General features: G+C 61.1%; 16 protein-coding genes. 5 read left to right on the forward strand and 11 right to left on the reverse strand.

Annotated elements, in window-relative coordinates; translation table 11 throughout:
- Window positions 1-3 precede the first annotated feature (3 nt).
- Window positions 4-1146: a glycosyltransferase family 4 protein gene (locus HMPREF2822_RS03135; protein WP_070520823.1), complete on the reverse strand. Its 1143-nt coding sequence runs from the start codon at window positions 1144-1146 to the stop codon at window positions 4-6.
- Window positions 1147-1152: 6 nt separating this feature from the next.
- Window positions 1153-2349, reverse strand: a complete 1197-nt coding sequence (locus HMPREF2822_RS03140) for an NAD-dependent epimerase/dehydratase family protein (RefSeq protein ID WP_070520826.1) — start codon at window positions 2347-2349, stop codon at window positions 1153-1155.
- A gap of 247 nt (window positions 2350-2596) precedes the next feature.
- Here HMPREF2822_RS03140 and HMPREF2822_RS03145 point away from each other — a divergent pair, with 247 nt between their 5' ends.
- Entirely contained in the window at window positions 2597-3253 is a 657-nt protein-coding gene (locus tag HMPREF2822_RS03145; protein WP_070520829.1) for a hypothetical protein, read from the forward strand.
- A gap of 128 nt (window positions 3254-3381) precedes the next feature.
- Here the strand turns inward: HMPREF2822_RS03145 and HMPREF2822_RS03150 are convergent, their stop codons facing one another.
- Both HMPREF2822_RS03150 and HMPREF2822_RS03155 read right to left on the reverse strand, forming a co-directional pair.
- Window positions 3382-3927: a gamma carbonic anhydrase family protein gene (locus tag HMPREF2822_RS03150; RefSeq protein ID WP_070520833.1), complete on the reverse strand. Its 546-nt coding sequence runs from the start codon at window positions 3925-3927 to the stop codon at window positions 3382-3384.
- A gap of 6 nt (window positions 3928-3933) precedes the next feature.
- A complete protein-coding gene (locus HMPREF2822_RS03155) occupies window positions 3934-4341 on the reverse strand; it encodes a hypothetical protein (RefSeq protein WP_083306802.1) in 408 nt (135 codons plus the stop codon).
- 35 nt (window positions 4342-4376) lie between these two features.
- Here HMPREF2822_RS03155 and HMPREF2822_RS03160 point away from each other — a divergent pair, with 35 nt between their 5' ends.
- Together HMPREF2822_RS03160 and HMPREF2822_RS03165 are read left to right on the forward strand one after the other, a co-directional pair.
- A complete protein-coding gene (locus tag HMPREF2822_RS03160) occupies window positions 4377-5246 on the forward strand; it encodes a patatin-like phospholipase family protein (protein WP_070520836.1) in 870 nt (289 codons plus the stop codon).
- A gap of 122 nt (window positions 5247-5368) precedes the next feature.
- A complete protein-coding gene (locus tag HMPREF2822_RS03165; protein WP_070520839.1) occupies window positions 5369-6934 on the forward strand; it encodes an aspartate-alanine antiporter-like transporter in 1566 nt (521 codons plus the stop codon).
- Here HMPREF2822_RS03165 and HMPREF2822_RS03170 read toward each other — a convergent pair.
- From HMPREF2822_RS03170 to pth, 3 genes are read right to left on the reverse strand one after another with little or no spacing between them, the layout of a single operon-like run.
- Window positions 6931-8562, reverse strand: coding sequence for a peptide chain release factor 3 (locus tag HMPREF2822_RS03170; protein ID WP_070520842.1), 1632 nt, complete (start codon window positions 8560-8562; stop codon window positions 6931-6933). The genes HMPREF2822_RS03165 and HMPREF2822_RS03170 overlap by 4 nt on opposite strands.
- 24 nt (window positions 8563-8586) lie before the next feature.
- A complete protein-coding gene (locus tag HMPREF2822_RS03175; protein ID WP_070520845.1) occupies window positions 8587-9444 on the reverse strand; it encodes an SDR family NAD(P)-dependent oxidoreductase in 858 nt (285 codons plus the stop codon).
- Between the two features lie 41 nt (window positions 9445-9485).
- Window positions 9486-10163, reverse strand: a complete 678-nt coding sequence (pth, locus tag HMPREF2822_RS03180) for an aminoacyl-tRNA hydrolase (RefSeq protein WP_070520848.1) — start codon at window positions 10161-10163, stop codon at window positions 9486-9488.
- A 39-nt stretch (window positions 10164-10202) separates the two neighbouring features.
- On the opposite strand from pth, the gene HMPREF2822_RS03185 reads away from it, so the two are divergent.
- Window positions 10203-11186 carry a nitronate monooxygenase gene (locus HMPREF2822_RS03185; protein WP_070520850.1) on the forward strand — a complete coding sequence of 328 codons (984 nt, stop codon included), beginning with the start codon at window positions 10203-10205 and terminating at the stop codon, window positions 11184-11186.
- A 64-nt stretch (window positions 11187-11250) separates the two neighbouring features.
- A complete protein-coding gene (locus HMPREF2822_RS03190) occupies window positions 11251-12705 on the forward strand; it encodes a glyceraldehyde-3-phosphate dehydrogenase (RefSeq protein ID WP_070515896.1) in 1455 nt (484 codons plus the stop codon).
- A gap of 180 nt (window positions 12706-12885) precedes the next feature.
- On the opposite strand, the gene HMPREF2822_RS03195 is transcribed toward HMPREF2822_RS03190, so the two are convergent.
- The 4 genes from HMPREF2822_RS03195 to HMPREF2822_RS03210 form a co-directional block, all read right to left on the reverse strand.
- Window positions 12886-14418, reverse strand: a complete 1533-nt coding sequence (locus tag HMPREF2822_RS03195) for an ABC-2 family transporter permease (protein WP_083276486.1) — start codon at window positions 14416-14418, stop codon at window positions 12886-12888.
- Window positions 14411-15154: an ATP-binding cassette domain-containing protein gene (locus HMPREF2822_RS03200; protein WP_070520853.1), complete on the reverse strand. Its 744-nt coding sequence runs from the start codon at window positions 15152-15154 to the stop codon at window positions 14411-14413. The genes HMPREF2822_RS03195 and HMPREF2822_RS03200 overlap by 8 nt, the downstream gene beginning before the upstream one ends.
- 86 nt (window positions 15155-15240) lie before the next feature.
- Window positions 15241-15912, reverse strand: a complete 672-nt coding sequence (locus HMPREF2822_RS03205) for a response regulator (RefSeq protein WP_070520856.1) — start codon at window positions 15910-15912, stop codon at window positions 15241-15243.
- The gene (locus HMPREF2822_RS03210; RefSeq protein WP_070520859.1) at window positions 15893-17098 is read right to left on the reverse strand and encodes a sensor histidine kinase; all 1206 of its coding nucleotides are present in this window, start codon (window positions 17096-17098) and stop codon (window positions 15893-15895) included. Before HMPREF2822_RS03210 ends, HMPREF2822_RS03205 begins: the two co-directional genes overlap by 20 nt.
- Window positions 17099-17113: the final 15 nt, after the last annotated feature.

Consider the following 17113-nt stretch of genomic DNA (forward strand, 5'->3'; position numbering starts at 1 on the left):
GATTTATTCCCTGAAGAAGGGATGCTCGATAGCCTCCTCATAGGCCTGAAGGAGGGCTTGGGTGGATTCTACCCAGGAATACTTTTCGGCTTCGCGGCGGGCGGCAGCACCCATCGTCTCCCGACGAGTGGCGTCACGAAGAAGATTGACGGTAGCGCTGGCCCAGGCCTCATCATCGGCATCGGGTTCGATGAGATGTCCTGTAACGCCCTCCTCAATGACGAAGGGAATACCGCCGGCATTCGTGCCGATGACCGGCACACCCGAGGCGAAGGATTCCAGCGCCACAAGGCCCAGTGTCTCCGTGGCGGAGGGGAAGAGGAAGACATCTCCGACAGCGAAGGCAGCGGCGAGCTCCTCGCCGGACAAGTAACCGGTGAACACCGTGCGCGAAGGATCGAAGTTGGCCTTGAGCTCCTCCAGCGCAGGGCCATCGCCGACGACGGCAAGGCGGGCGTCACCAAGCTCTGCCCGAACCAGCTGCATCACGTGATCGAGGCGCTCCAAGTCCTTTTCCTTGGAGACCCTCCCGATATAGGTCACCAGCGGGGAGTCCGGGTTACCACCGGTGAGGCGTTCGCGCATCTGCGCGGTGGCGCGGCTGGGGTGGTAGGCCTGCGTATCGACAGCCTTGGGCCACAGGTGCACGTTGTGGATCCCCACCTCCCGAGCCTTATCCACCATGGGGCCTGAGGTGCAGAGGTTCACAGCTGCCTGGTTGTGCAGGTACTTCAGCGCGGCCTCAGTCAACGGGCGGGTCCACCCGATGCCCAGGGCATCGACGTATTCAGGCACGTTGGTGTGGAAGCTGGCCACAAGAGGCACGGCATCGCGCTGCGCAGCAAAGACGCCGAGAGCCGCTGTCCAAATGGGATTGACCGCGTGGATGACATCGGGATCGAAATCCCTGATTTCCTTAAAGAACCTCCACGAGGGCAAGCCGAATTTAATCTCCGGGTAGACCCACAGCGACAAACTGGGAATGCGGGTGACCTCGAAGCCGGCGTAGGTTGCAGGGGCCTTGCCCGTGGCAAAGATCCGCACCTCGTGGCCCATCGCGGCCAGCTGGTCCAGAGTGCGCGTTAGGCGCGTGACCACGCCGTCGATCTTGGGCAGGAAGACCTCGGTAACGATTGCGATGCGCACGTGGCCTTAAGCCTCCGTAGAAGGGACGCCGGCGTGCTGCTGGCGCGTCCACAGCGATTGCGCCGGAATCTTGGAGCGGTCAGCGCGGTTAGCGTACTTGCGCGCGACTTCTTCGACCTCATGCAGCAGCCCTTCAGACAACGTGGTGGGTTCCAACCCCAGGTTGAGGAAGGTGTCGTTGGTGACGTGGAGTTCATTTTCCGCGGATTCCTTGCGCGGGTTCGGCACGTAGGCCACTTCCGCACCAGAGATCTTCGCCAGCAGTTCTGCCAGGTCACGCACACGGTGGGTTTCCGTCATCTGGTTGATGATCTTGACGCGCTCGCCGCGTTCCGGAGGGTTCTCCAGCGCTAGCTCGATGCAGCGCACCATGTCCCGGATGTGGATAAAGGCACGGGTCTGGCCACCGGTGCCGTGCACGGTCAGTGGGTAGCTGATGCCAGCCTGGATGAGGAAGCGGTTGAGCACTGTGCCGTAGTCGCCGTCATAATCAAAGCGGTTGATCAGGCGCTCGTCCTTCTGGGTCTGCTCCGTGTGCGTGCCCCAAATGATGCCCTGGTGTAGATCGGTGATGCGCAGTTCATCATTCTTGGCGTAGTAGGCAAACAGGTGCTGGTCCAGCACCTTCGTCATGTGATAGACCGAGCCCGGGTTGGAGGGGTACAGGATCTGCTGCTTGACGACGCCCCCCTCACCCGCATCCACCTGCACGTCCAGGTAGCCCTCCGGGATCTTCATTCCGGCGGTGCCGTAGCCGTAGACACCCATGGTGCCTAAGTGCGCGACGTGGATATCCTGCTCAGATTCCACGATGGCGGCGAGTAGGTTGTGGGTGGCGTTGATGTTGTTATCCACCGTGTAGCGCTTGGTGCGCGAATTCTTCATGGAATAGGGCGCGGCGCGCTGCTCAGCGAAGTGCACCACGGCATCCGGGCGCTCAGTGTTGAGGAACTCCAACAAGCCGTCGTAGTCTTGGGCCACGTCGAGGTTGCGGAAGCCGATGGTCTTGCCGGAGACCTCGGTCCACGCGGCAAGTCGTTCCTCAATGGAGGCGATGGGTGTTAAGGATTCCGCGCCCAACTCCTCATCGATGGCGCGCCGGGAGAGGTTATCCACGATGATGACGTCATGGCCTCGGTCGGAGAGATAAAGGGAAGCGGGCCAACCGCAGAAGCCGTCTCCGCCGAGAATCGCTACCTTCATTACTTATCTCTCCACATCACTGTCGGGGGCATGAGCTATGGCGCCGCCGCGATGGGGGAGAAACCCGTCGCGGCGGCAAGCACTTTTCAATACCTTACCGTTTACGGCCTTCACATGAGGGCCCTTAACGGTAAACAGTGAGTGAATGTTTCCTCAGGCTAAACCTTTATGCCGAGGCCTGGCGCAGGGCGCTGAAGGCCAGGTGCCCAGAGCAAGTTCTGGAAGGGCGCCCTGTACACTGGCGCGCATGCTTGAAGCCGTGCTCAATGCCTTTGCCGATTCCGTCAACGCCTTATTGATCGGAATCTTGGTGGCCATCGGCATCATGCTTCCGCGGGGCAGCTACCGCAAGATTGCGGCCCTCGTCATCGTTGGTGACTGGTTTGGCGTGCTCACCGCAGCCGCCGTGGTGATGTTCATCTTCGTCGGTATCCAGGACAAGGTTGCCGCGGCCTTGGAATCGCCTCTGCTGGGGTGGGGGCTGGTAGTCATTGGCCTTGCTCTGGGACTTCTAGCCTGGCGCTCCCAGGGCGAACCCAACGATATGGTGCAGAAACTGCTCGGCCCGCTGCGCACTCCTTCGGATAAGACCGTTGTGGTGGGCTATGCCATGGGCGTTATCCAGTCCTTGACCTCCGTGCCCTTTTTCTATGGCCTGATGCACCTAGCGGCCGGGGACTTTAGCAATACCGTTAAGTACGGTGGCCTCTTTTTCTACGCCACGTTTGCGCTCTCGCTGCCGACGGTGTGCGGATTATTCATCGCCCTGGTGCGGGCGAAGCCACAGTCCTGGGCCGGACGCGCCTTTGCGTGGGCCCGGGAGAACTCCACCACCGTGGCATTGTGGAGCGGCTACGGCGTGGCCGCTTTCCTGGTGGTCATGGGCATCTTCGCTCTGCTTTAGGGGCTTGCCTTCAAGGCGACTCGGCAGCTGTCCTAGCTTCGCGGTGGTGGAACTGCCCTAGTTGCCAAAATTCTGGCCAGATCGTGCGGCAGGCTCGGGAGTTTTGGCAACAACGGCAGTTGCGACTGCTAGTCGTAGAGGACGGCGTCGAGAGGGAGGGCGTCGCCAAGCAGCGCCTGATTTTTTGAAATTTCGACGTAGCGCGCGGCGTGCGGTATGAAGGCGGCGGATTCCTCAGGGCTCAGCTCGCGCCGCACCTTGGCTGGAACCCCGGCGGCTAGTGTGCCGGCGGGAATGTCCTGGCCTTCGAGCACCACCGCGCCGGCGGCGATGAGAGAGCCAGGGCCCACGGTGGAGCCGGAGAGCAAGGTGGCTTTCATCCCGACGAGCGTGCCCGCACCCACCCGCGTGCCGTGGAGCATGGCCATGTGGCCCACGGTGACATCATCCTTCAGCACACACGGCTCGGTGGATTCAACGTGGATGACGCAGTTGTCCTGGATATTGACGCGGGCGCCTAGACGGATGGAACCAACGTCCCCGCGCAGCACGGAGCCATAAAACACGGAGGAGTCAGGGCCGATGGTGACGTCACCGATGATGGTGGCATTCGGGGCGATCCAGGCGCTGCGGTGGATGCGGGGAGTGCGTCCTTGGAAGGGAAGGATGAGCATGGCAGGCTAGCTTTCTTCAGGGGTGGTTTCGATGGAGACCGCAAGCGACTCGGAGACTTCATAATCGCCGGGCGTGGCGCTGATCTGGGCCAGCATGTCCCGTTCCGCAGGGGATAGCGGGATGGCCCAGCCCCGCTTGGGATCATGGACCGGACGCTGTGCCTTCGTCGTGGGGGAAAGATGCACCGTGGTCTTAGAGTCACTTAAGCGCGCGGGCTCGCCGGAGCGCGCCACCTCACTGAGTACCTGTGCGCCGGCTGGGGAGGTAACCAGGATGATGAGGCCGCCGGCCGTGTGGACGGACAGGTGGTCTACGGAGACCTCGACGGCGTGGGGATCCGGGGAGGCCAAGCGGACGGTGGGGGAGCCGCCGAGCTTATCGACGATATCCTTTACCGCGGAAAACAAACTCATGGCGCGATCCTAGCGCGGGGGTACCATCGTGCAGTGTGATTGACGCGAAAGATACAGCACTCGTCATTGAAGGCGGCGGTATGCGCAATTCCTATACCGCCGCGTGCATCGTCAAGCTCCTAAAGGAGGAGGTGGAATTCGGCTGGGTCGGAGGCGTGTCCGCGGGCTCCTCGCACACCGTGAACTTCCTTTCCCGCGATGTGGTTCGCTCCGAGGAATCCTTCGTGGACTTTGCCAAGAACCCCAGCTTCGGCGGCCTGGGCTCACTGTTGCGCGGTAGCGGCTACTTCAATGCGGAGTTCATCTACGAGAAGGCTGCGGACCAGGACATGCCCTTTGACTGGGAAGCCTTTGACGCTAACCCGGCGCAGGTGTGCATTTCCGCCGCGCGCGCAGATACGGGGGAGAGCGTGTATTGGGGGCGTGAAGACATCAAGACGCAGGAAGACCTGATGGTGCGTGTGCGCGCCTCCTCGACGCTGCCGTTGATCATGCCGATGCGCGTCATCGACGGTGCGCCGTATGTCGACGGCGCCATGGGGGAATCCGGCGGCATCCTCATCGAGCAGGCGGAGAAGGCCGGGTTTGAGAAGTTCCTGTTCCTGGGGTCGAAACCGCGTGGCTACGTGCGGCCTGAGGTGGGGCGGCCGGCGGCGCTGCGACGAATCTTCCGAAAGTACCCTGCCGTAGCGGAGGCGATGATTGCTCGGCCGGCCCGGTACAACGCCTCCAAGGACCGGCTTCTGGAGCTGGAAAAGGAGGGGAGCGCACAGCTTTTCTTCCCGGAGGATATGCAGGTGGCATCGACTGAGCGTTCTGTGACAAAGCTGCGCTCCAACTATGAGGCTGGGCGCGCGCAGACCTATGCCGAATGGCCGGCGTGGAAGGAATTCCTCAGCAGCTAGTGAGCTCAGCGGGGTCGTGCGCGACTCACTTTTGCCAACACGGTGTGAGTCGCGCCTCCTCTAGGGAGGAGAAGCGGACCCATGCATGGAGTTTTCTGAGTGTTTTCTTACAATGATTTCCCGTGTTGGCACTATTTGATGGAAATATTTGGCTGAGCATTTTCTTTATTGCTTTGCTCGGCACGTTATTTGGCATGATTCCTTTTGGCCCGCTGCGCTTCGGCGCAGCCGGCACCTTGTTCGTGGGATTGGCCATCGGCGCCTTTATCGATCTCGACGGCACGATCCTCAGCAGCCTGCAGGAGATGGGCCTTGGCCTCTTCATCTATATGCAGGGCTTGTCTGCCGGCGAGCGCTTCTTCAAAGGCTTCTCTGAGCAGCTGAAGCACATGATTACTGCCGCGATAGCGGTAGTGGGTGCTGCCGCCGTGGCACTTCTCGCGGGCGGCTGGCTGGGACTGTCGCCCTTGCTCTCCGTGGGCGTGTTCTCCGGTGCGACGACCTCGACGGCATCGCTTGCTGTGGCGCAACAGCAAACGGGCGAGGAACTGCCAGCCGTGGGCTACTCCTTGGGCTATCCGGTGGGCGTGGCCGTCGCCATTCTGCTCGTGGCCTTCCTGCTCAAGCAGTCCTGGCCGGGCAGTAAGGATAAGGACAATTCCGCGGAGGAGGTCTTCCGTTCCCGGACTATTCGGGTAACTAAGGACATCACCTACGACGAACTGGTGGAGCGATTCGAGGATCAGTTCGTTATCGCCACGATTCGCCGCGGCAATACCCGCACCGTGGCGGGGGACCATCCAGAGATTCGCAAGGGCGATATCCTGCGCGTGCTCGTGACGAAGGCGAAGAGGCGCGAGCTTACCGCCGCCTTGGGTAAACGCCAGCCCCAAGTACCCTTCGTGGACAAGCGCTTGGTCATTGAAAACGTGGTGGTCTCGAACACCGATATTGCGGGACGAACCGTGGAGGAGCTCAATCTTTTCCGGCGTTATGGTGGCCGCATTATCCATGTGGAGCGCGGTGATGAGGAGTTCCTCGCTAGCTTCGATACGCACCTTGATGCCGGTGACCGTGTGACGGTGATCGTGGATCAGGATCGTATGGGCGATATTCGCGATTATTTCGGTGACTCGGTTCAGGGCTACTCGCAGCTGAACTGGATCGCAGTGGGAGGTGGCCTGTTCTTGGGCTACCTCATTGCGCTCATCGTGGTGCCATTGCCGGGTGGTACGTCCTTTGAGCTGGGCTTCGCGCTGGGGCCACTGATTACCGGCCTTGTTCTTGGCGCTCTCCACCGCACGCGCCGCGTGCCCTGGAAGGTTCCGGCTTCAATCAATCTGGCTCTTCAGCAATGGGGCCTGGTTATCTTCCTGGCTTCGGTGGGCTTGGCCTCGAGTGAGGCTTTCCAGTCCACGGCATTCTCCTGGATGGGCCTGAAATGCATGGCTCTCGCCGCCATCATTACCGTGGTTGTCGTCGTCCTCTTCGCTGTGGCTAACAGGTTCCTTGGCCAGTCAGAAACCCGCACCGCGGGCGGCGTTTCCGGCATCTTTGGCCAGCCTGCCGTGGTCGACTACGCCACAGGAATCAGCACGGATTCCCGTATTATGACTGGCTACGCGGCCACCATTGTGGTGGCGCAGATAGTCAAAATCGTGGTCATTCCGTTGATGCTCACGGTCTAATCCGCCACGAGCGTTTCGATGGTCAGCTCCGGGTGCTCCTTCTCAATGAAGGCCAGCTTCCACTTATCACCAAAGAGCGCGATGAGCTCGCCGTCGCTGCGGGTAAAGATCTCTACGCCGCGCTGGCGGCCCAGTTCGGGCGCGGATTCGGCGTCGGTACGGCGGGCCACCGAGTAGGGGATGGGCTCGGTGATGGTCTCCACGTTGTACTCGACCTCCATGCGAGCCTGCATGACCTCGAACTGCATGGGGCCCACCGCAGCCATGACCGGGGCGGCATCGCCACGCGTATCGTTGCGCAGAATCTGGACCACGCCTTCCGCAGCCAGCTGGTCCAAGCCCTTGCGGAAGGCTTTGTAATCACCCAAAGACTTCGCGCGCAGGATGCGGAATGCCTCCGGCGCGAACTGCGGCATGGGCTTGAACTGCACCTTCTTGCCCGTGTAAATCGTGTCACCTGGTGCCAAGGAACCGGCATTGACCAAGCCCACAATGTCACCCGGGTACGCCGTGTCCACGGTGTCACGCGTGCGGCCGAAGACCGTCAGGGCGTACTTAGTGGAGAAGCTGCGCCCAGACTGCGCATGGTTGACCTGCATACCGCGCTCAAACTCGCCGGAGACCACGCGCATGAAGGCCAAGTTATCGCGGTGCTTGCGGTCCATGCCCGCCTGCACCTTGAAGATGACGCCCGCGAAGTCATCGGTGACCTCACGTACCTCGTCGATGGCGGAGGTAGCGGCCTCGATGGCCTGGGGATCTGACTCGCGCGAGCGCGGAGCCGGGGCGATGGCGCACAGCGTATCCAGGATCTGGTGCACGCCGAAGTTCAGCATCGCGGAGGCGAAGATGAGCGGGGAGGTAACACACTGCTCGAAGAGCTCCTGGTCGTGCAGAGCGCCATCGGCTGCCAGCAGCTCTGCTTCCTCCACGGCTGTCTCCCAGGCGTCCTCTTCCTTCGCGGCTGCATCCTCGGGCGCGTAGTGCTCCTCCGGGGCGATGGTGGAACCGCCGGCGGTGCGCAGGAAGTGCACGTATTCATCGGCCTCGCCGTCATCGTTGATGTGGGCCAAGCCGCGGAAGTCGCCGGCAATACCCACCGGCCAGTACAGCGGGGTGGGCTGCAGCTGGATTTCGTTGACGATTTCGTCGACAAGCTCCAGCGGCTCCCGTCCCACGCGGTCCCACTTGTTGATCACCGTGATGATAGGCAGGCCGCGGGCCTTACACACGCGAAACAGCTTGAGGGTCTGGGGCTCGAGGCCCTTGGCGGCGTCGATAAGCATGACGGCAGCATCCACCGCCGTGAGCACGCGGTAGGTATCCTCCGAAAAGTCCGCGTGGCCCGGGGTGTCCACCAGGTTGATCATGTAGGGCTCGCCCTCGTGACCCTCGGGCGCGTACTCGAACTGCAGGGCCGAGGAGGCCACGGAAATGCCGCGTTCCTTCTCCATCTCCATCCAGTCAGAGACCGTGGACTTGCGGTTGCCCTTGCCGTGCACCGCGCCAGCTTCGTTGATGACGTGCGCGTGAAGTGCCAGCGCCTCCGTCAGCGTGGACTTACCAGCATCCGGGTGGGCGATGACAGCGAATGTGCGGCGGCGGGAAGCTTCGGAGGCAATACTCATGCGGGCTAGTTTAGCCGCTGGCTGTTACCACTCCACATTGAGCTGGCGGCCCAAATCATCGAAGACGCGCCGCGCCACCGAGAGCTTCTTCGCAATCGGCCTCTGCAGGCCTGGCTTGCGCTTGTTGTTGTAGTACTCGCCGGAATTGAAATGGATGCCCGGAGTGCCGCTGAGGAAATAAGCAAGGTTCTCGCCGCCCTTGTCCGCCTTGCCCAAGAAATGCTTGGCTGCAGTGGTCGAATACAGCTTGCTCGTCCTACTCGTTGAGTTCTGCCCGAAGCCAGTATTCAACACGCCCGGGTGGAAGGCCACGGAGGTCAGACCGTGCGAGTCGAGGTAGCGGGTCAGAAGAATATCGCCCAACTTGGCATTGCCGTAAGCGCGCTCCGCGGTGAATTTTTCAAAGGTGTTTGGGTCACCGGGATCGAAAGCGGAATACAGGACGTTGGCCAAAGAGGCGGTCTGCACCACGGTGGCATCGCTGGCCCGCAGGGTATCGCGCAATAAAGAGGTCAGAAGAAAAGGCGCCACAACGTTGATCTGCCACGTGCGCTCGAAGCCATCGGCGGTGGCGAAGGGGCCGTCGAACATGCCGCCGGCGTTATTGCCCAAGGCATCGATCTGCGAGTACTGGCTTAGCTCTTCCGCGAGACGGCGAACTTGGCCCAAAGACTCGTAGTTGGCCACGTGAAAGGCCGCACCAACTTCTTCGGCTACGGCCTGCGTCTTTTCCGGGTTCCGGCCCACGAGCACGAGCGAATCCTGCGGGCGGCGCTGGTGAAGGATGCGGGCAGCGGCCGCGCCCACCCCGCTCGAAGCACCGGTAATGACAATTGTTCGAGGGTCATGATTAGAAGGCAGGTTCTTGCTCGCGCGGCTCATACTTGGACAGTGTAGGGCGTTGAGCGCGGCCGCGCCGGGGTTTATTTCGACCGGGAATGGATTTCCTGCTGGGCCTTGTTGAGGCCCTCAGCCACGATGAGGCGTGCAGCCTCGGCGGCGGTAGCGATGGTGGAATCGAGCTCAGCGCTGGCGTCGACAGGCGCGAGCACCCAGTCCGGGATGGAGCCACCCTTGGGCGGGCGCCCGATACCCACACGCACACGCAGGTAATCGCGCGTGCCCAAGCGCTCGCTCAGCGACTTCAAACCGTTATGGCCATTCTCGTTGCCGCCCTTCTTAATGCGCACCTTGCCGGCGGGTAGGTCGAGCTCGTCATGGATGACGATGATGTTTTCTGCCGCAACCCCCAACTGCGCGGCCAAGGGTGCGATGGGATCGCCGGAGAGATTCATGTAGGTGTGTGAACGCAAAGCCACGACCTTCGTGCCCCCGAGCTCGAGCTGTGCGACGCTGAGCTGGTGCCCGGTGACGGGTTCAAGCATGTCGCCAGATTCGGCGAGGAGATCATCCACCGCCATGTACCCCACGTTGTGACGGGTCGCGGCGTATTTCGCGCCGGGATTGCCTAAGCCTACGATGAGCCACTTAGCGCTTAAATCGGCTGGATTTAGTCCAGGGGTGACTGCCTTTTTCGTCTTCTTCGGCGCAGCCTCAGCGCTGCCAAAGAGGCGGGTGAAAAAGTCACGGATGGCGGACACAACAACTCCCTTGATGGTTTTTCTTTAGGCTGGGGGACCATGAGTCAACTTCTTGAGGCTATCACCTGTCCCGTCCTACCTGCCCCGATGGCCGGTGGGCCCACCACGCCTGAACTGGTTGCCGCCGCTGAGGCCGCCGGTTCCTTTGGCACGCTGGGCCTGGGGAGCTCTTCAGTAGACGCCGCGCGGGAGGCCATCGCTGCGTGCGCCGACACGCGCTTCGGCGTCAACCTCTTTTATCCGCAGAGGGAGCTGACAGAATCGGAGCTCGCGGCTGCACGGTCCCTTGCCGCAGAAGAGGACGCCGTGCTTGGCGACGTCCCCCTGGACTTCGGATGGCAGGACAAGCTCGACGCCGCACTAGATGGTGGGGCAGCGGTGCTGTGGTCGATGTTCGGGGTGTTTGAGGAGGCGGACGTAGCGCGCATACACGCCGCTGGGGCAGAGGCGTGGACCACGGTCACTACCCCTGAGGAGGCGCAGGCTGCGGCCGCGCGAGGCGTCGATGTGTTGTGTGTGCAAGGGCCTGAAGCCGGGGGACACCGCGGAGTGTGGGACCCGAGTGCGGAACCCGATCCGCGCCCGCTCAAAGAACTTGTTGCGGCGGTGCATCAAGTCACGGGCATTCCGCTCATTGCCGCGGGTGGGCTGCGCACCGCGGAGGATGTCGCCGAGGCCTTGGCGTGGCCGGGGGTAGAGGCAGTCAGCTGTGGCTCTGCCTTCTTGCTGTCCGATGAAGCCGGAACGAGTGAGCACAACCGTGGCCTTCTGCGCCGCGGCGGCCGGACGGTGTCGACCCGCGCGTTCTCCGGGCGCTACGCCCGCGGGCTGGAGACTGCCTACACACGGGTACACCCGGACCTGCCTTTGGTCTACCCCTATCTCAACGCGTTGCTGAAACCGCGTCGTGCGCAGCTCGACGCCGACGTGGACTATTGCCTCGTGGGCGTCGACGTGGAGAAAATCGGCGGGGGTAGTGTGGCGGAGATCCTCGCGCAACTACACCCAAACGGGCATGAATAGGGGTTAAGATTTACGAATGGACATAGTTTTACACCCTTTTTGACGAGTAAAGGATACAAAGTACGTGACTTCGAACGCGCACATTGGGCACGAGGATTGGAACGAGCGCCTGGAGCTGGCCCAAGAGATGATCCCGCTCATCCACCAGCTGCACCGCAATAACAACGTTGTCACCTCTATCTACGGCCGCCTGCTCATCGGTGTGACCGATATCGACATCATCAAGGCGCACCGCTACGCCCGCCGCATCGCTGAGCGTGAGCTTTCCACCGCAGAGACCCTGCCCATCCTCAAGGAACTGTGCTCGATGAACCTGGGCACCGCTTCCATCGACTTGGGCCGCCTGGCCACTGGCTTCGAGGAATCCGGCTCCGATAACCTGCGCAACTACCTCGAGGAGACCCTCGTGGATCTCGTCGGCGCTGGTGTTGACAAGGAATCCACCGACGTCGTTCTTTACGGCTTCGGCCGCATCGGCCGCCTCCTAGCCCGCATCCTCATCGCCCGCGAAGCTGCCTACGGCGGCGTGCGCCTGCGCGCTATCGTCGTGCGCAAGAAGGGCGACATTGACATCTTCAAGCGCGCCTCGCTCCTGCGTCGTGACTCCGTACACGGTGCTTTCAACGGCACCATCGCCGTCGACGAGGAGAATGAGGTCATCTGGGCCAACGGCACCAAGATTCAGATGATCTACGCCAACAACCCGGCGGAGATCGACTACACCAAGTACGGCATCGACAACGCCATCGTCGTGGACAATACCGGTGTCTGGCGCGACCGCGAGGGCCTGTCCCAGCACCTGCAGTCCAAGGGTGTGGCTCGCGTGCTGCTGACCGCACCGGGTAAGGGCGATCTGAAGAACATCGTCTACGGCATCAACCACGGCGATATCGAGGATTCCGACCAGATCCTCTCCGCAGCATCCTGCACCACCAATGGCATTACCCCGGTGCTCAAGGTCATCAACGACCGCTACGGCGTGGTTCACGGCCACGTGGAGACCGCACACTCCTTCACCAATGACCAGAACCTCATCGATAACTTCCACAAGGGTGACCGCCGCGGCCGCGCAGCCGGCCTGAACATGGTGCTCACGGAAACCGGTGCAGCCAAGGCCGTGTCCAAGGCTCTGCCGGAGTTTGAGGGCAAGCTCACCGGCAACGCCATCCGCGTTCCCACCCCGGACGTGTCCATGGCTGTGCTCAACCTCGAGCTGGAGAAGGAAGCTGACCGCGACGAGGTCAACGACTTCCTGCGCAACGTCTCCCTGCACTCCGACCTGCGCCAGCAGATCTCTTACATCGCCTCCCCGGAGGTTGTGTCCTCCGACTTCGTGGGCTCCACCCACGCTGGTGTGGTCGATGGCCTCGCCACCATCTCCTCCGGCAAGCACCTCGTGCTCTACGTGTGGTACGACAACGAGTTCGGTTACTCCAACCAGGTCATCCGCATCGTCGAGGAAATCGCCGGCGCTCGCCCGGTGGTGTACCCGAAGCGCGTTGACGTCTCTGAGCTCTAAGAGCTAGGAAACCTAACACCGCCCTCGCTGCATGGCGTGGGCGGTGTTTCGCTGTTTTAGGCTCCTGCTCGGTCTGCGACCTAGCTTTGCCAGGATGCTTCAAACGCGCAACTGCCCGATCTGCCAAAAGTACGGGCCAAGATCGAAAAATCTAGACTGCTTTTGTCAGATTCGTCAGTTTTAGCGGGGAGACAGCGCACGCGTGTGGAGCAGACGCCGTGCGAGCAACGCGGCAGCCGCACAGAGCACCACAGTCAGCGTCATGGCGATGGCGTAGCGCAGAGACGAGTACGCAACTAAGGGCCAAGCAGGGAAGGCGAGTATCCACAGACCGGTATCTGCCAAGACGTCGCCGCCTAAGGTGACGGAGACGATAGTCCCCACGATGCTGAGGGCGATAGCGCTTACAATGCCGAGGCGAACCACCAGGATGAGTGATACTGCCGCGATGGCAAAGCCCACCCCAACCGTAAGGGGAAATGCCGGAAGCTGGGCCGCGACATCGCCACCTGCGAGCGCACTGGCCAGGTATGCGGCAGCGCATACCGCCAGGATGACACACAGGAACCAGAGGAGAATCCCGGATGTGCCGAACCGTGTTTCCATATGGACCAACGGCCATGAATCAGCTACACGGGGCCAAACGAGGACCGGCAAGATACCTGCGCCGACCGGAAGCAGAAAGTAGTGAAAGAAACCTTCGACGTAGTTAGCGGGATATTGCAGGGCGACAAAGCCTAGCGCCAGAATGCTGAGCATCAAGCAAGAGAACACCGCTGGGCTAAAAGCTGCACGGTGGAGTCCTAGCAACGTGGACCACAGCGAGGACTGTGCCGCCGCACGGGGGTGTCTCGTTGGCTGCCATACTTGGGCTTCTTCCATGGTGGTATTAGCAACGTCGGCATCAGTCTGGGCCGTTGTGGAACGCGCGAAACGGTGTCGCAGCGAGAACATTGGCCGGTATCGTCGCGGCGTGTAGACTGCGGCTAATGCTCCGAGAACGGCGAGGATGACGCACAATATGAAAGCCGGTAGTGGACTGCTGGTGAGAAGTGGGTCTTGTGGTTCAAGAGGCACCGAGTTCTGGTGAATACGCAATGCGCGCAGAAGCAATCGTTGCGGCCATGCTGGGGGAAAGGCCCACCACCTGCCTGATTCGACAGTGCACGGAAGGATGCTGATTATTTGCCATAGGGCCGCGGCTACCAGCGTTAAGCCGAAGCCCAGTCGGCGGGCACAGGCAGCGGAAAGCCCGGCAATGCCAAGCGCGCCAAGGAAGGAGTAGAGCCCAGCTACGAGGATAAGTTCATGATTCTCCCGCCCCTGGGCAGCGACAACGAACCAAGAAACACCAAAGTTCAGAATATGGAAGACCGCAAGGCTGACAATGACAACGATAAAGCGGGCAGCATTCTCGAGACGCGGGTTGAGGTTTCTCCATTGCGTTCCGCCGCTGCGAGTGATGGTCTCGCGGCGTTCTGGAATGGCAGCGAACAGCCCAGTAAGAGGGGAATACATGCCGGTAACAAACAAGGATTGCCAAGCCAAGACGCCCGTGGCATCAGTGCGTGCTGAGGCCATTGAGGAGAAAATGATTGTCATGATGACCAGCGGTAGCGCCAGCAAAGGCAACCACTGTAAGGCGCTTCCACGGCTGCGCAGTAGTTCTGCTGAAAGGTAACTCGGGCGAGGGGCAGTAGTGTGCTTAGGCACGTGACTCTCCTTCCCGGTTGGTAGGCGCTTGGGAGGGGTGGCTCGGTGAGGTAAGTCGGAAGAATTCTTCCTCCAACTGACCACGTGGAGCTAGCTCGTGCAGGGAACCGGAATAGCGAATCGTACCCTCGGCCAAGACGGTGATGTCATGGGCAAGGTGCAGGACCTCTCCAAGCTGGTGGGAGCTGACGATAACGGTGTGCCCAGCCGCGGCTAGTTGTTGTAGTAGCTCTCGCAACTCCATGATGCCTTGGGGATCGAGGCCATTCTGGGGCTCATCAAGAACAAGTACCTCTGGATTGCCGAGGAGAGCTTGCGCTAACGCCAGGCGGGCTTTCATACCAGTGGAAAAGGATTTCGCCTTCTTGGAGCCAACGCCGTTGAGCCCTGCGATGGAGAGACCCCGGTCAATCTCGGAATCAGGAAGGCCTAGAAGTCGAGCGTGAACGCGAAGATTCGCCGAGGCAGACAGATGGCCATAAAAGGCTGGCCCGTTCACTGAGGCACCAATGCGGCGAAGTACATTGCGGCTCCATGGTTGGCCCGCCACGTTGATGGAGCCCGAGTCGGGCGGCAGGAGACCTAAGAGGATGGAGAAGAGCGTCGACTTTCCTGCTCCGTTGCGCCCGAGGAGCGCATGCACGCGGCCCGGGGAGATGCGGAAGGAAACATCATCGAGGACTCGTTGCCGACCAAAAGACTTCGAGATGTGCTCAAAAGAGATATCGCAATTCATAAAATGCAGTATCGCCGGGGCTCATCATAAAGGAATCCGCCTGCATGATGGTCTTCAGCGAGCAGACCTCCTACCGTGGTAGGAGCTTAGGCAACCCCAGCACGCTGCGCTAAGAGAACGAGGGCCACTCGGTCACGTGCGGCGAGTTTAGACATGAGCGCGGAGACGTGAGTTTTCACCGTGGTTTCTGCGATGACCATGTCGGCGGCTATCTCCGCATTTGTAGCACCACGCGCGATGAGCGAAAGCACTTCCATCTCGCGGCGTGTTACAAGACTGAGTCCTTGGCGTTCCTGGGCGCTGAGGTTTTCGCGCGTCAGCGCCGAGCGATAAGCCTCCAGCACTGGGCCGGTTACCCCGGCGGCCAGCACCGATTCTCCTTGCGCCACGTTGCGAACGGCGGTCACAAGAACCTCTGGGTCGGCATCCTTCAGCAGGAAGCCGTGGGCGCCAGCGGAGATGGACCGCGCCACGAGTTCTTCATCATTGAATGTGGTGAGCATGATGATGCGGCACTCGGGCTTGCGCTCGAGTATGGCTTGAGCCGCTCCGATGCCGTCCATGCCGGGCATGCGAATGTCGAGGATAGCCACATCAATGTGGTGGCTTAGTGCTGCTGCCACGGCATCCGCCCCAGTGGCAGCGGTTGCCGCGACCTCGATGTCTTCTTGCGCAGTGAGGATGGTAGACAACGCTGAGAGCAGCATTGCTTGATCATCGGCCAATAAGACGCGGATTCTAGATCTGCTGTGTGGCATCCTTGGTCTCCTTCATCGGTATCTGTGCGTGCAAGGAAAAGGAATGAGCATCGCCGGAATAGTCGAGGCGACCGCCGAGCGAACGAGCTCGTTCCGCTACTCCGACTAAGCCCACGCCGCTGCCCGCGACGTTGCTTGGCGTGGGATGAGGATTGGTGGAGGTGAGGGTGAGCGCGGCGGCGTCATCAAGTACAAGCTCAACCACGACATGCGTGCCGACGCCCTGATGGCGCAGAGCATTCGTCAAGCCCTCCGTGGTAATGCGCACCAATGCCATCTGCACCAACGACGGCACGGCGTATTCAGCTGGGAGGTTTGCGTCGACTTTCAGCCCAGCAGCGCGGAAGCCTTCGAGGATTCCTTCGATGTGCTCAAGTTGTTGAGCAGGCTCCAGAGCCGTGGGTCGGGGTGAGCGCAAGGCAGCGACGATTCCGCGAACCTCGCGCAGGGCGGTATCCGCATTATCGCGGATCGAAAGAAGTGCTTCTTCAGCCGCGCCGGAGTCCGTATTCGCTGCAACGATGCCTGCATTAGCCTGAACCTTAATCAGGGTGAGGGAATGGGCAAGGACATCGTGCAGTTCCCGTGCAATGAGGAGGCGTTCTTCTTCTTGTGCCTGGTGGAAGCGCTCGCGGGCTAGTATCTCCCGTTGGCGATCACGGTCAAAATACCGGGCAGCGATGAAATACGTGCTGCCCAGCACTGCCCAATGGGCCACCACCATGGCAAGGAAGGGTGTGTCTACCTCATAGCGCAGAAGGTAAGTCTCAGTGTCGATGCGCCACATGAAGGGGGAGATAAAGGTACCGAGTGCGGTGATGAGGAGGACCACCCGCGGAACCAGCCTCTGGGTGATGTACCGCGAGGTGGTGTACACGGCCATGGGGGCGGTCAGCGCCCACGGGGTGAGGCCGCTATTGGTGGGGAGCTGGTTCATCCATATGACAGCCCAGGCCAGGAGCAGAACTAGGAATCCTGTTGCGCTCACGATTGGCCTCGAGCGCCACACGAGGAAGAACGGTATGAACAGCAGCGACAAGAGAGCCTCGAGTACTTCCACCGTTCCGGAAGAGGAAAACGCCAAGGCACAATAAAAGGCCGCTACGAGCCCCGCGACTCCTGCGAGTAGCGCGTCCCCCAAATGCACCGAGGACAGGAAGGTACGCGCGGTGCGGGAAGAGCTCATAGACGGCCATGGTAG

Origin of the sequence: Corynebacterium sp. HMSC062E11 (assembly GCF_001811845.1) — a bacterium.
Classification (GTDB): domain Bacteria; phylum Actinomycetota; class Actinomycetes; order Mycobacteriales; family Mycobacteriaceae; genus Corynebacterium; species Corynebacterium hesseae.

Excerpts from the sequence above, each read along its gene's own strand:
- HMPREF2822_RS03175 (WP_070520845.1), bottom strand. The coding sequence starts at position 9,444 with ATGAGCCGCGCGAGCAAGAACCTGCCTTCTAATCATGACCCTCGAACA.
- HMPREF2822_RS03140 (WP_070520826.1), bottom strand. The coding sequence starts at position 2,349 with ATGAAGGTAGCGATTCTCGGCGGAGACGGCTTCTGCGGTTGGCCCGCT.
- HMPREF2822_RS03145 (WP_070520829.1), top strand. The coding sequence starts at position 2,597 with ATGCTTGAAGCCGTGCTCAATGCCTTTGCCGATTCCGTCAACGCCTTA.
- HMPREF2822_RS03200 (WP_070520853.1), bottom strand. The coding sequence starts at position 15,154 with ATGAATTGCGATATCTCTTTTGAGCACATCTCGAAGTCTTTTGGTCGG.
- HMPREF2822_RS03205 (WP_070520856.1), bottom strand. The coding sequence starts at position 15,912 with ATGCCACACAGCAGATCTAGAATCCGCGTCTTATTGGCCGATGATCAA.
- HMPREF2822_RS03150 (WP_070520833.1), bottom strand. The coding sequence starts at position 3,927 with ATGCTCATCCTTCCCTTCCAAGGACGCACTCCCCGCATCCACCGCAGC.
- HMPREF2822_RS03185 (WP_070520850.1), top strand. The coding sequence starts at position 10,203 with ATGAGTCAACTTCTTGAGGCTATCACCTGTCCCGTCCTACCTGCCCCG.
- HMPREF2822_RS03210 (WP_070520859.1), bottom strand. The coding sequence starts at position 17,098 with ATGAGCTCTTCCCGCACCGCGCGTACCTTCCTGTCCTCGGTGCATTTG.
- HMPREF2822_RS03155 (WP_083306802.1), bottom strand. The coding sequence starts at position 4,341 with ATGAGTTTGTTTTCCGCGGTAAAGGATATCGTCGATAAGCTCGGCGGC.
- HMPREF2822_RS03170 (WP_070520842.1), bottom strand. The coding sequence starts at position 8,562 with ATGAGTATTGCCTCCGAAGCTTCCCGCCGCCGCACATTCGCTGTCATC.